We start from the raw sequence: 12,339 nt of genomic DNA on the forward strand, positions 1-12,339 counted from the left end.
CGCGTTCGTGCCGCCATTCCGCGAGACCAGTTGCTAAGAAACAAAATCTGTTCCCCTGACCGGGTTTTGTCACCCGCCGTCCTCCGCGAGGTTGTTGTTCCGTAACAAACCGGCATTAGGGCTCCGTTCGTTCGAGCAACGTGGAAGATGCATAGCAGCCGGCGTGGTGCGCGTACGCTGCCGAAAATGTACACTTCTCTGCGCGGCCGGGTGTTCCATGTAGCGCGGCCAAGCAAATGAGAACATCGCAGCGACGCGAATTACAACGCAACGGAAAGGGCCATGTCTTGGGGAATGAAAGAACAGATAGCGCACCTTGAAAAGCTGCTGAAGTCAGGCCTTATTGGGACGTATCGTAGCTTTGAGGTCACCGAGATTGTTGGGTTCTACAAGAAGGGACCTGCTACCAACTTTCTCAGTCTGCTAGTAGCGGAGCCCGAGGTCCTAGGGCCGATTCCCAAGCTGCCTTTCCTCAATGGCACACGCATCCCGCTGCCGTCAACAGGTTGGGACTTTGGCGTCTCACGGTTTCGGGTCAGTCCCGAGCAGGTTGTCGAGGGGCTTCACAGGCTGGACTCAACTGGAGAATGGAAGCCCGCATCGTCACCCCTAAAAGTCGGGAAGCTGACTGCCGTTCCTCCGCAGTTCGTGCCCGCAGACTCGTACCAGCCACATCCGTGGAATGGCATCCTAAAAAACAACTTCTTCGATGGTTCACACGTTCTTGAACTGTTCGACCGAGAGAAGTCGGAACATCGCTTTCTGCTCGATGAGCCCTACTTGCTCAGAAAGCTTGCAGAACTCGTACGGCCTTATGTGCCAATGGGAATCGATGGTCTCTCTGACCGCATCGGTAATGTGCTCATCCAGTTGCCGGTGACAGTGGCTGCCATCAAGTTTGGCGGAAATCAGGGTGGCAACTTTGCTTTCGGACCTACATGGCACCCGGACGTATCTGCGCGTCCCCTTCGGGTCTCCTGGGAGGTTTATGAAGATTCGACCATAGAGAACTTTGCATCGACGGCGGTCACTGCTGGCCCAGCGAGCCTTCCCATTCATTCGAAGCGAACCGGCGCACGCTACATTGTCTGGGACGATGTGAATGACGTTATCCTAGGCGCATCAGCCCAGAGCGCGTTCTTCGGCGGTCAGTTCAGTGTGACCAGTCACACCATTAATCCGAAAACGCGCGAGTTCCTCGCGCCACCCGCGGAAGGAGGCAAAGCTGAGCTATTCACCCTGGTACTCCGGGACGACCCTCCGCCCGCCGCGAGCGGACCTGGTTCGAATCCGCGCGAGCCTTGGCGTTCCAAACGGATTTTCCGAGACAGCCTGTCCGCGCTGCAGAGCCGCAAAGAATTTGTTCAGTACAAGGGCGCGCCTGACGCGGGCCGAAGCCGAGCTTTGGCCGATGTACGGTGGCTAATGGATACGCATGGCGAGAGCGGCGTATGGCTGTGGGACCCATACCTTGCTGCCAACGACGTGCTTAGCACTCTATTTTTGTGCCCATGGCCTGGCGCGGACTTGCGCGGACTGAGCGATGGAAAGACACCCAAGGTTTGCAAGCACTGCGGAAAGAGGCCGGACGACCCGCCCACCAATGCCGCGCACGAGTGCACCGGCGGTCAAAAGGGCGCAAGCCGCCTGTCATGGCAGCTAGAGCAAAGAAACGTACTTGAGCAGTCTAAGGGCAACTGTCAGGGACTCAACCTTGAGTTCCGGGTTCGCGCGGGCGGAGCTGGCTGGCCCTTTCACGACCGATTTCTAATATTCCCGGGCGCGTCCGGTGGCGCCATGGCGTGGTCTCTGGGAACATCGGTCAACAGCCTAGGGCGGCAGCACCACATTCTTCAGAAGGTCCCTGACGGCGAGCTAATCCGCGAGGCCTTCCTTGAACTGTGGAATTTGCTCGATGCCCCGAAATACGTTGTTTGGAAGACGCCATGAACGAAGCCTTCGTCAGTATCGCACCCGAGGTGTTTGCCGCTGCTTGCGGCGCCGGCCCGTCCACGTTGCCGACAGGGATGGCGCAAGTGGTCGAGTATCTCGAAAACGGCGGGGAACTCGCACCCGATACGTTCGAAAGTCTCGGGCAACAGCTTGCGACGCAATTCCCGTTTTTGCGCCATCGCTCTCTCGTGAATGTGCAGTGCGACGAAACAGCACGCGCCTCATGGGAGGCAGGGGTGCGCGCTGTCCTGGAGCGCCTGCGCCACTGGTCTCCGTCCAATCCCATCGCGTTCGCTGAGCTTTCCACGTCGCTGTATACGATAGACGCGCTCGGGCTCGACTCGGTCGACGTCGGACAAGTCGCGGCGCAATTGGGAAATGATGCACTGGCAGACGAGCTGTACCATCTCATTTGCGAAGCGGAGGTAGGTTCCTTTATGCCGGGACACGACCGTATCCCCAACGCAGAGCAAGAAATAAAAGCCTCGGCGCAGCGGGGAAATTTCCTCAAGGTGAGTCATCTTCTTCCGCACGTCATGCCCGAGCCGCGGGCGTCGCTTTGGTCCGCGGTAAGACTGCTGTGGCGACTCGACCCAGCAAAACTCGCTGAGGCAATGGCCATCAACGATAGTGTCTTTCTCGCCTTGCTGGTTCGTTTCACCCTTCAAGACGACTTCCCCGCGCTCGCCCTCAGCGTCCCCGTCATGTGGCTGAAATATGCCAGCATTGACGATATAGAGAACGCACATCGGCGCGGCAGCAATGCTCACGACTGGGACGAGCTGCTGCGCCAGTTACTTCTGCAAGCAGCAGATACTTCCGCCTGGGCCGGGTGGATGGACGCTTTGCTACGGGCGCCGTATAGCGGGTCTCTGATGTGCATCGCCTTACCCAAAGCGCTCGCGTCCTTGCAAATGTCCCACTGGACCGCCTTTGTATCGGCGGTTAATTTGAGCTATTCGAAGAGGTCTGCGGAACCAATAGCCAGCATCATGGCGACGTTCGCGCAAGAGGTGGAAGAAAGCGCGGCTAGCGCAATGTGGTCAATGTGTTTCGACCGATGGACCAACTGGAACTACGGCAAGAACGAGCACCAGGTCTACCTGTTTGCTCCGGCGACCTGTGCGTTTGACTACCCGGTGGCAATGTACTACTCGCAGATGCCGAGTCACGAACGCGATGATTTCGAGGCAGCGCTGACGCTCTCCGTCAATACGATTGAACAACAATGGTTCAATTCATCGACCGACCTCATCACTGAAAGAAACCGATTGTTGTCGCGCCTGCGGCTGGTCGTTCATGGACGCAAGCTCGCAGACGGAGATGCCGAACTCCTGCCCCCAGAAATTCAGCCCCCATCTGACTACGCCCGCGTCCGTTACTCATACCACGACGTACAAGCGAAAGTATGAAGCGACGAGACCCCACTCATGTTCGAAACCCAAGAAGGTCAACGAATGGCGAGCGGCTGTCTCGAATTCGGCGGGTGGGACCACAAGAACAAATCTCTGACGCCAATCAAGCTTGCGGAACTGCTCGCAAGACCTCATACCCCGGGTCTGTCATGGGTGATGGATAGCATGGCGGCGGCCGCAGAGGCAGGGAGACTTGATGCAGAGCGATACGTCGGACAGCTATTTGCAAGCAGGGGTGATGTACGCGCTTTCCGCCATGTCTTGCGAGAGGCTGGCGGCGACCGGTGGCTCAGCGACCGTCACCATTACGCTCTTCGGAAGCTCGGTAATGCTGAACTCGACGTGACGACTTACGTCGGAATCGCAGGCATCTTCGACCCAGCAGAATGAGCCACGACTACCTGCTGAATAGGTGCACAATAAGATACGCCAGCTCCGACAATGACTGTATAAGTTGCGCCAAGGTGTCAGCTCCTCAAGTCTGTCTGCGTGAGTGTATCTGCGTCATCGTTGAGTCAGTTTGAGTTTAAGTCTCTCACACCCTGGGCCAGTCATCAATTTCACATTCCGAAAAGTTAGCCGCGGGATGACCCACATGCTCCGCGAGCGGTCACAGGTTACGGCGACAGAGTTTTCTTTTACGCGGTCCCGCAGCTAAGTCCCTTCGGCTAGCGGGACAACATTACCCGTTTAGGCCGCCAACTTGTGCTCATAAAACGGCCGGTCCCTGTCATCAAGTATGGCGTACATTGCCGCCAAGTCCGACGCATCCGGGTTGAGCCAAGCGTCTATATGTTCCGGCTTAATAGGGATAATGCAGCGGTCGTGACCTGCCGCTGCAACCTCCGGCGGCGGTTCGTCCGTAATGGCCGCGAATGAGAGCAAGTCTGGTTCGCCAGGAGCCGACCAGCGCGACCACAAGCATGCGACATGCATCAGCTCGCCATTACTCGGGCGAAACTCCAGAACAACATTCTCGTCTCGCTCGTGAGTCTCGAATAACGTCCCCTCCATCTTGGCCTTGCTGACATTCTCATAAAACACATCGACGAGCATCACGCCGTGCGTGTATCCAAAGCACGGCTTCCAAAAGCCTTCAAGATTGTCTCGACGGGCGTTATATGTGCCGGGGTATTTCACGTCGTAGGACGCGGGTTTGCCAGCAATGCGGCATTGATAACGCATCGGCTTCACGATACGCTGCCCGTCTTCGATGACCATCACGGGCGCGTAGTGGCCCGGAAAAATGCGCGAGTCACGCGGCTTTGGCTCGGTGCGTTGAAGGTCACCGAGCTTGCCGCGCGTCCAGGCAATTTTATCGGTGGCGATTCGCTGGCTCGCGGTAGCAGCCTTGGTTATCTTTGTCTGCAGTGTCCGTTCCGCGTCTGCCAGTCGCTTACGTTGTTTGAACAGGTCCTGCTCGAGGTTGGTCACCTGCCCGGCGTTGAATCGGTCGATTGATGTTTTGATTTCGCGCTCGGCGTCGGTCTGTGGTTCGGCGAACGCATCTTCCATCGCCTTCGGAATCTTCGCCTTGCTTACACCCTCAGCGCGTTCGAAGAATAGGCGCGCGAACTCATGGATGTCCATTGTCGCGCCAAACATGCGTACGAATTTGCGATAGTCAGCTTGAATCTGGGCCGAGTAGCACATCAATGCCTCCGTTTTGTTTTCCAATGATACGCATTCTCTGAAACGACGCGAGCACGACGGGCGTGCAACTTCGACGAGATTTTGTGTGAACTTTGACCAGTCGCAGGCTGCCAAACATTATGTTGCGGCCTGGACAACTGGGTATGACAAGCGTATTGCTGGTTGATGATGAGGAGGAGGCTTTGGCGGCGTGGAGCACCAGTTGTGCCGCACTTCCAGTGCAGCCTAGACACAAGTGCATTCGCTGGAAGCGGCCCGAATCAGGCCGCTACTTTTCAAACGCGAGGCGCTCGCTAACCGCCACGCCGCGACGAGCCCTTCCCGTTGCCGCCAAGAGCGTCGCGGCCCAAGCCGAGAAGTGATGGCAACAGGCGTCGCTACTTGATTAGCCTCAATGCGCCAGCTCCGCCGGGACACGTGGAACGGCCACTGGAGCAATTGGTCTGACGGTGCGGCCCCGTGTCGATAGAAGCACAGGTGTCGGTTGCAATTGGATGGTAAGTGGTTCGATACCGACGGGACCACGACGCTTAACTATTTCGACGGTAAGGCCTCCCGCGGCGGCCTTTAGAGCAAGTCGCAATATCGCGGGCGACGCATCTTGCGCGACAGCGAGCGGGCGCAGCATAACGAAAAGCGTGTCCGAAGCCTGAGCGGCTAGATGAAGGCGACGCAGCGATGAGGCTTGGACGTGCTGAGTCCAATACAACAGGGCGCCGCAACTGCCACTTCGAAGAATTTGCTCAGCCGACCACAACGCGTCCGCCGTTTTCGGCGCCTTTATATGCATCACCGTCTGAATCGGCACGCCGATGTGGGCCAGACCGAGGCAGTGCGGTGCGTGGGGCGGCTGCAGCAGCGCGACGCATCGGGCGTCGACTAACTTCAATGCCGGCTGGAGCAGGCGGAGTTCGCCTACGCCGCCTTGCTGCACAAGCAGCTCAACCAGCCCGCCTAGCGGCCACCCGCCATCCGGAAGCTCCGCCGAAAGCGAAGGGTAACCCGCGTCCAATACTCGGCCGCGCCCTTGCGCGAGCTGGGACGCCCGCCACAGCGATGGATGCTTTCAAGGGCGGTCGTGCTCGCAGTCATGATTGCGGAGAATACTGTATGAATGTACAGTATCCTCCACCGATTCAGCCCGCTCGCGCGTGGCCGCCGGAATCAGCTTCTCGGCCGGCCGAGCCGACGCCAGCGGGCGCAAAATGCGTGTGGTTCAGAAACGGCACGCGCACTCATGCCCATAGCAGATGCCCAGCTTGGAGGGGGCCATGTTTGAAGACATCGTCGGATTGCCTTTGCTTACAGACGCGCACAAGTCGGTGCTTTGCTGCTACCTCGCTGTTAGCGACGTCGCAGCCCTTTCTTTGCAAGGGGACTGGCTCAGCAATGACCACCTTGTGGAGTCCACCCGTATCTGGCTGCAACGGAACGCGTTGACGGCAAGCTGGCTGGAGCGGATTGAAGTTGTCGCCGAGGCGCGTGAAATCGCTCGCGCGGTCGTAGAGCATGAACCCAACGATGAAGGCGATGCGCGGCCCGAGCAGCTTTTTACTTCTGCAATGACAGTTCAATACGCATCTCCCGTTGTTGCCAAAATCTGGAAGCGATGTAACAGTGCAGTCTCAAATTGACGCGCGGATTCGTTCCAAGCACAGACCGAAGATGGAACCGGACACCTACAAGGGATACAGCATTTGGGGCCACGCGATTCCTCAGCATGACGGCTATGCGGCGAGCGGAACCATCACGAAGGGTACGAAGCTCGTGGAGAGTTCGGGTGTGCTCGCGGCGTGTAGAACAGAAGATGAAGCACGAAGCATTGGCGTCAATTGGGCGCGCGCGTGGGTGGACACCCCCGGCTAACCTTCAGTTTTAAGCGCGCGTGACGCTCTTTGTAGGAACACTTTCCAGCACGCGCCTCAGGCAAATCACCGATGCTGGACACAACATTGCAAACTGCGTACTTGCTCGGATTTCAGCTGGCGCAGTGGTCCGGTCTGCTACGACATAGCCGGCCCGTTGAAAGAACTCGGCGGCGGTCGTCGTCAGCAACCACAATTCAGAAATGTCATCGGCCCGCGCAAGGTTCTCGGCGTAAGCCAGTAATTGGCGACCCAATCCTTTCTCGCGAGCGTTGTTCGCTACGACGAGTGACCGCAGCAGCGCACTTGTCCCGGATTTCTCGAGACCAACGCACCCGATGAACCCTCCGTTTGCGTCCTCTACGACCAAAAAGCCGTTGAGTCCAATAGCGGTGATGTCGACCGCCGGCAACCTGTTTTCCACGAGCAATACTTTGATGGCATCAAGGTCATCACTTCGTGCGGAACGTATCTTCATAGTCGACGTTGTCCTTGATGGTTTCGGAGGCGATGTCAGGCGGCCATAGGTTGAGCGTGGCGGCTGACCCGAACAGCCACAAAGAACGCGATTGCTGACAGTATCGAGACGAGAAACACGGTCCACTCAACAGCTACATAACCGTGAGTGAAGCTCCAGATGCTGGCAGCGGCAATCGGTGCTGTTCCCTTGGCGACATTCGACGGGAACGAGAGCATACCGCTGACCGCGCCGTAGTCTTCTGTCCACATCAGGTCCTGCACGATGGTGCCGCGCAGGATAGTCATCATGCCATTCGCAGCGCCGTAGCAAAGCGCGAACAGCCATAGGAGCGCGGCCGAGTGACCAGCACTTATCAGGATAACGGTCGACAGCGGGAATAGCGTCACGATGATGATGCCCACGGTACTAACATGAACCGTTCGGCCGAAGGTGAACCAGACGGCTCGTGCGGCTACCTGAGCCGGACCGATGAGCGCCATGGTTGTTACCAGCACGGCGTTCGACACGCCGCGCTCGACCATGAGCGGCACCAGATGAAATGTGAGCGCCGCGAACGTCGCGTAGTAGGCTGTGAAGCACACCGCGAGCGCCCAGAAAATTGGAGAACGAAGCGCGCGACGTGTGGCTGCGTCGTTGGCCAGCTTTACCGCGCCATTGGTCGGCCGGGCGCCCGGGTCAGCGCGCGAAGAACGGATTGTCAGCACATGAATAGGCAGACAGATAATCAGATTTAGGGCAGTGAGAACAACGAGTGACGTCCTCCACCCCACCGAGCCAACCAAAAACTGGGTCAACGGTATGAAGACCGTGCTGGCGAATCCAGCGACCAGCGTGATGAGCGTGATTTTGGTTCGGAAGCTTCGCGGATAGCGGTGCGTGACGACGGCGAAGACGGGGTCGTAAAACGTGGCGTGCGGCGGCGCAGCGTGCGGCGGCACAGCGAGCAACGTAAGCGCTAGTTTTCGCGCACCCAAGCTTCTGCGTTTGAGAAAGTCCACGATGGTGTCCGCAACCCAAAGTTGCGGACGCAATCCATGACCGAGAATGACCTCACCTTTTTGCCCTTGCGGGTGACACGTGTGTCGGCGGCAAGCGCAGTTTCGCCCCCGCAGACAAGCGGCGGTCGACGCCTGCCTGCAACCAGGCGCATCGCTGTCTGCCTCGCCCTAAAGGCTGGGGTGAACGCCAACCAGTTGCGCAAATCGGTTCGGCTGCGCGAACATGCCATTCTTCAGCAGGAAGATATCCTTCAACCTGAGCGGTACGCGGCAAGCAGGACTATTACCCGATGCAACAAATCAGCTGATGCTTCGGGCGTTCTTGATGTTTTTTGATACAGACAAGCAGGCTCAGCTCGCGGGACTTGACTGGGCGCGAGCCTGGGTGGATAGCAACGGCTAGAATGACCGGTGCCACGTTCCGAAGTCTGTCGGCGCTATGCAGTTAGATTTTTTTTACGTGGTCAGCGTCTAGAAGAGATTGCTTCGATGTACGCGTCCTGCGCTTGATGCGCCTGTGCGAGCGCAAAGCCACTGCTGCGCCGGGTGTTCAGCCAATTCGATTACCTAGAGCTTGGCGATTTGAGCGGTGATGGTCAGGAACTGGTCGATATCCGCCCCAGAGTGGCAATGCAAGGGCGATACGCGAATTGCGCCATCTATACCGAACGAGTCGAGCATGCGCCTGGAATACAGGCTCGTCGCGACCCGCTCATAAACGACGACACCACGCTTCTCATATTCGCGCACAGCGTCGGCCGGAGACAGGTTCTGGAACGCAGTTGCCACTATTAAATCCCGCTTCGTCAAATCAGGGTGGTCAAGCAGCACTTTGACGCCGTTAATCCGTCTCAGCCCAGGAATGTCCAGACTGCCGTCAAGCATGCGGGACAACAAAGCGCGCTCATGAAGCTCAATATTGTGCATGCCTGCGACGAATCTGGCCCGCCGGTCCGTGGCTCCGGTGAAGTGCGTTCCAAGCCAGCAGACGTAGTCGACAATCGCCGTGATGACGGCAAACTGTGCCGGCGCAGAACTTCCAAGGTCCCAGAAGTCTATCGGCTTGCCATTCAGCTTATGATGCGGAAGTCTCGCGGCACGATTTGACAGCCAGGACATGCCCGACCCTCTGCACCCAAAAAACTTGTACGGGGCAATGTTCAGGGCATCGACTGGCGTGTCTTCCAGGTCAATCACGCCGTGCGGCGCATGCTGGACCGCGTCGACGATGACATAGAGGTCCGGCTTAATCATTCGAGCTCGCCGAACGATGTTCTTGATGTCGATTTTGGCGCCGGAGATGTTCGATGCATACATCACGCTGAGGAAGCACGTATTCTGGTCGATGAGCATGACCACATCCTCTACGTCGATACCGCCCGTGACCGGATTGCTTTTTGCGACCCGAAGCTCCTTGTTAAGGTGCTGGGCGTAGTAAGACACCGCGTCGAACGACGACGGGTGTTCCAGTGTGGTAGTGACAAGGTTGGTGCCCGGGACATTCTCGGCAATGGCGCGCACCATGTCGAACATGGCTCCGGACGCGGTGAGAGAGGCAAAAACGGTGCCCCCAGTCGCATTCAGGATGAATCGGAAGTCGTCCGTGCCCTCGGTCTGAATTGCTTGCAGATGTCGCGCCGCATGATGCATGCGTTCGGTGCAATCCGGAATTGCATCCACACTAGCCGACCGCTCAGTAGCTGCCTTCAGTCGAAATGACCCACCGGCATTGTCGAAGAACAACCGCGCCTTGCCATCAAAATCGTGGTCAACGTGATGGAAACGGGCTTTAATTTCGCGAGTGAGCTCCTCCGGAAAGAGCGAGCCGATAGATTCTTTCATGATTTGCGATGGTCGTTTGCGCTGCGTTATAAGAAGGCTGAGGATAGCTGCGTCGATAGCATGTGGAGGTGTCGGCAAATCCGACTCCCCACTCGTAAAGTCGATGATTTGGCGCCCCTGTGTGCGAAGCTTGTCCACAAGTGCTTTCGCGGCCATGCTTGGAGAAGGCTTGATACGGTTAATCCGTTCGGACTGGTATTAGACATGTGTCGCGCTCTGCATGCCCTGCGATTACTCGGCCAGACCTTTGGCGACCAGAATCTGATTAATCCATTCCTGCTCGCAACGTCCCGTCGCGATTTCTGCCTGAATCGCCTGTTCCTTCGTGTTCCGCTTTGCGGCGACCGCAATCAGTTCGTCAGCATCCGCCTGCGCAAAATTGACAACACCATCCTCATCTCCAACGACGATGTCGCCAGGATTGATTACCTGACCGCCGACAGACACGGGAACGTTCAGTTCGCCTGGGCCATCCTTGTATGGTCCACGATGAATGACACTGCGCGCGTAACATGGGAAGTCTTCAAACGAAGCGACGTCGAGAATCGCACCGTCGATGACGAAACCGACACAACCAAGCTTTTGCGCGTGCAGTTTGATGAGTTCACCCACGAGCGCGTTATTCGACTCACCGCCGCCATCGGTAACCAGGACGTGACCCGGTTGCAGCATAGTCAGTGCCTTGTAGAGTACCAGGTTGTCGCCAGGACGGCACTTCGCCGTGAATGCGGTTCCGATGAGTTTGCCGGCCCTGTTGTAGCGCGTCAGTCCCGCGATGCCAATACTGCGGGCGAGGTTGTCGCTCAGCTGCGGTGCGACCACATGTTCGAGTGCCTTGACGACTGATGCGGGCGCAAGCTGAGGTGCAGGATTGACGCGAAAACCGGGAAGACTCATAGCTGACTCCGTCAGGGACGCCATATGGCGCAGCGAAGTGAACGATAAGTCCTCAAAACAGCGCGAAAAAGCGATTTTTTTCTATCGTAGAATATCTCCTTTTCTCATGTATCGGAGAAGGACATGCTGACCTTCAAGCAGATTGAAGCGTTGTACTGGATTGTCCAGTTGGGCTCGTTTGAAGGCGCCGCAAGCAAGCTCAACGCCAGCCAGTCTGCCATCTCCAAACGGGTGCAGGAATTGGAAAGTACATTCGACCTGGCCGTTTTTGACCGCACGCACCGCAGCGCGCGCCTCACGGAAAAGGGAGAAGAGCTTTTTATCTACGCCAAGGAACTACTGGAACGGCGAGACCACATTGTGGAGCGTGTTAGTGCCAAAGAGGTACTTGTCCGCAGGCTACGACTAGGGGTAACCGAGCTCACTGCGTTGACCTGGCTGCCTCGCCTTATTGCTGCTATCAAACGCGACTACCCCAAAGTCATCGTTGAAGCCGAAGTTGAGTTGAGCGCGACGCTACGCGACCGGTTGACCGCCGATACGGTCGATTTCATTATTGTTCCGGCGGCGCAGGCTAGCGAACGCTTCGTCTCGACTTCGCTTGCATCGGTCGAGAACGCATGGATATGCGTCCCCGAACTGGTGCCCGGGAAAAGAGCAATCCCCCTTTCCGAGATATCCCGGTTTCCTCTCCTAACCCAAGGGAATCTCTCCGGCACGGGCATGACATATGGGCGGTTCCTGCAGGAAAATGGCGTCAGCGCACCGAAACTCCTTTCCAGCAATAATCTGATTGCACAGATTGGGTTGACGCGGTCCGGCATGGGCGTCACCTACCTTCCAAAAGCTTGCTTTCAGTACTTAGTTGACGATGGCGTACTTGGAATTATCCGGACGACTCCTCCACTGCCCCCAATCGAATATGTCGCGATGTATCGAGCCGACCATGCGTACACGCTCAACAGCGAGATAGCCAAGCTCGCGGCCGCCTGCTGCGACTTCAATTCGTTACTCCTGCAACCGGGCGAGCCGAGTCGAAGCTCCGCACGCGTACGGAAATAGTGGAATTCCCATGGTTAGTCTGGGGCAGGTCAATCCCGACTCGTACTATTCTTACGGGCATTGGCATATCGGATTAACGCGGGCTGCTCGTCGGCGCCCGGGCTGTGGCCGCAATCATGTCACGCGAAAAAAGCCGAATATGGACCTCGAGCCGTTCTCTCTGGCCCACTTTC

At 57.4% G+C, this 12,339-nt stretch carries 12 protein-coding genes and 1 pseudogene; 7 read left to right on the forward strand and 6 right to left on the reverse strand.

Features of this window, described 5'->3' with window-relative positions; all coding sequences use genetic code 11:
* The first annotated feature begins 282 nt into the window (after positions 1-282).
* From RW095_RS14185 to RW095_RS14195, 3 genes are read left to right on the forward strand one after another with little or no spacing between them, the layout of a single operon-like run.
* On the forward strand, positions 283-1,950 hold the full coding sequence (locus tag RW095_RS14185; RefSeq protein WP_317019580.1) for a VPA1262 family N-terminal domain-containing protein: 1,668 nt from the start codon (positions 283-285) through the stop codon (positions 1,948-1,950).
* The gene (locus tag RW095_RS14190) at positions 1,947-3,365 is read left to right on the forward strand and encodes a hypothetical protein (RefSeq protein ID WP_317019581.1); all 1,419 of its coding nucleotides are present in this window, start codon (positions 1,947-1,949) and stop codon (positions 3,363-3,365) included. Before RW095_RS14185 ends, RW095_RS14190 begins: the two co-directional genes overlap by 4 nt.
* Before the next feature lie 18 nt (positions 3,366-3,383).
* Positions 3,384-3,758 (forward strand): hypothetical protein, encoded by a 375-nt coding sequence (locus RW095_RS14195; protein WP_317019582.1) that lies wholly within the window; start codon positions 3,384-3,386, stop codon positions 3,756-3,758.
* A gap of 300 nt (positions 3,759-4,058) precedes the next feature.
* Here RW095_RS14195 and RW095_RS14200 read toward each other — a convergent pair whose 3' ends face one another.
* The gene (locus tag RW095_RS14200; protein WP_317019852.1) at positions 4,059-5,021 is read right to left on the reverse strand and encodes an SOS response-associated peptidase family protein; all 963 of its coding nucleotides are present in this window, start codon (positions 5,019-5,021) and stop codon (positions 4,059-4,061) included.
* Positions 5,022-5,412: 391 nt separating this feature from the next.
* A complete protein-coding gene (imuA, locus tag RW095_RS14205; RefSeq protein ID WP_394365147.1) occupies positions 5,413-6,075 on the reverse strand; it encodes a translesion DNA synthesis-associated protein ImuA in 663 nt (220 codons plus the stop codon).
* Between the two features lie 217 nt (positions 6,076-6,292).
* Here imuA and RW095_RS14210 point away from each other — a divergent pair, with 217 nt between their 5' ends.
* Together RW095_RS14210 and RW095_RS14215 are read left to right on the forward strand one after the other, a co-directional pair.
* The gene (locus tag RW095_RS14210; protein WP_317019584.1) at positions 6,293-6,655 is read left to right on the forward strand and encodes a hypothetical protein; all 363 of its coding nucleotides are present in this window, start codon (positions 6,293-6,295) and stop codon (positions 6,653-6,655) included.
* 31 nt (positions 6,656-6,686) lie between these two features.
* Positions 6,687-6,887 carry a hypothetical protein gene (locus RW095_RS14215; RefSeq protein ID WP_317019585.1) on the forward strand — a complete coding sequence of 67 codons (201 nt, stop codon included), beginning with the start codon at positions 6,687-6,689 and terminating at the stop codon, positions 6,885-6,887.
* 9 nt (positions 6,888-6,896) lie between these two features.
* Here the strand turns inward: RW095_RS14215 and arsN2 are convergent, their stop codons facing one another.
* Both arsN2 and RW095_RS14225 read right to left on the reverse strand, forming a co-directional pair.
* Positions 6,897-7,364: an arsenic resistance N-acetyltransferase ArsN2 gene (arsN2, locus tag RW095_RS14220; protein ID WP_317019586.1), complete on the reverse strand. Its 468-nt coding sequence runs from the start codon at positions 7,362-7,364 to the stop codon at positions 6,897-6,899.
* Positions 7,365-7,399: 35 nt separating this feature from the next.
* Positions 7,400-8,365, reverse strand: coding sequence for an MFS transporter (locus tag RW095_RS14225; protein ID WP_394365136.1), 966 nt, complete (start codon positions 8,363-8,365; stop codon positions 7,400-7,402).
* Between the two features lie 195 nt (positions 8,366-8,560).
* On the opposite strand from RW095_RS14225, the pseudogene RW095_RS14230 reads away from it, so the two are divergent.
* A pseudogene (locus RW095_RS14230) lies at positions 8,561-8,768 on the forward strand (hypothetical protein).
* Positions 8,769-8,932: 164 nt separating this feature from the next.
* Here RW095_RS14230 and RW095_RS14235 read toward each other — a convergent pair.
* Entirely contained in the window at positions 8,933-10,207 is a 1,275-nt protein-coding gene (locus RW095_RS14235; protein WP_317019587.1) for an aminotransferase class V-fold PLP-dependent enzyme, read from the reverse strand.
* 231 nt (positions 10,208-10,438) lie between these two features.
* On the reverse strand, positions 10,439-11,128 hold the full coding sequence (locus RW095_RS14240; protein WP_317019588.1) for an RraA family protein: 690 nt from the start codon (positions 11,126-11,128) through the stop codon (positions 10,439-10,441).
* 99 nt (positions 11,129-11,227) lie between these two features.
* Here RW095_RS14240 and RW095_RS14245 point away from each other — a divergent pair, with 99 nt between their 5' ends.
* Positions 11,228-12,166 (forward strand): LysR family transcriptional regulator, encoded by a 939-nt coding sequence (locus RW095_RS14245; RefSeq protein WP_317019589.1) that lies wholly within the window; start codon positions 11,228-11,230, stop codon positions 12,164-12,166.
* The last annotated feature ends 173 nt before the right edge of the window (positions 12,167-12,339 follow it).

The organism is Paraburkholderia kirstenboschensis, assembly GCF_032806925.1.
GTDB classification, from domain to species: domain Bacteria; phylum Pseudomonadota; class Gammaproteobacteria; order Burkholderiales; family Burkholderiaceae; genus Paraburkholderia; species Paraburkholderia kirstenboschensis.

What these genes read in the sequence shown, in the direction of transcription:
- RW095_RS14185 (WP_317019580.1), top strand. Translation starts at nt 283, where the DNA reads ATGTCTTGGGGAATGAAAGAACAGATAGCGCACCTTGAAAAGCTGCTG.
- RW095_RS14190 (WP_317019581.1), top strand. Translation starts at nt 1,947, where the DNA reads ATGAACGAAGCCTTCGTCAGTATCGCACCCGAGGTGTTTGCCGCTGCT.
- RW095_RS14195 (WP_317019582.1), top strand. Translation starts at nt 3,384, where the DNA reads ATGTTCGAAACCCAAGAAGGTCAACGAATGGCGAGCGGCTGTCTCGAA.
- RW095_RS14200 (WP_317019852.1), bottom strand. Translation starts at nt 5,021, where the DNA reads ATGTGCTACTCGGCCCAGATTCAAGCTGACTATCGCAAATTCGTACGC.
- RW095_RS14210 (WP_317019584.1), top strand. Translation starts at nt 6,293, where the DNA reads ATGTTTGAAGACATCGTCGGATTGCCTTTGCTTACAGACGCGCACAAG.
- RW095_RS14215 (WP_317019585.1), top strand. Translation starts at nt 6,687, where the DNA reads ATGGAACCGGACACCTACAAGGGATACAGCATTTGGGGCCACGCGATT.
- arsN2 (WP_317019586.1), bottom strand. Translation starts at nt 7,364, where the DNA reads ATGAAGATACGTTCCGCACGAAGTGATGACCTTGATGCCATCAAAGTA.
- RW095_RS14235 (WP_317019587.1), bottom strand. Translation starts at nt 10,207, where the DNA reads ATGAAAGAATCTATCGGCTCGCTCTTTCCGGAGGAGCTCACTCGCGAA.
- RW095_RS14240 (WP_317019588.1), bottom strand. Translation starts at nt 11,128, where the DNA reads ATGGCGTCCCTGACGGAGTCAGCTATGAGTCTTCCCGGTTTTCGCGTC.
- RW095_RS14245 (WP_317019589.1), top strand. Translation starts at nt 11,228, where the DNA reads ATGCTGACCTTCAAGCAGATTGAAGCGTTGTACTGGATTGTCCAGTTG.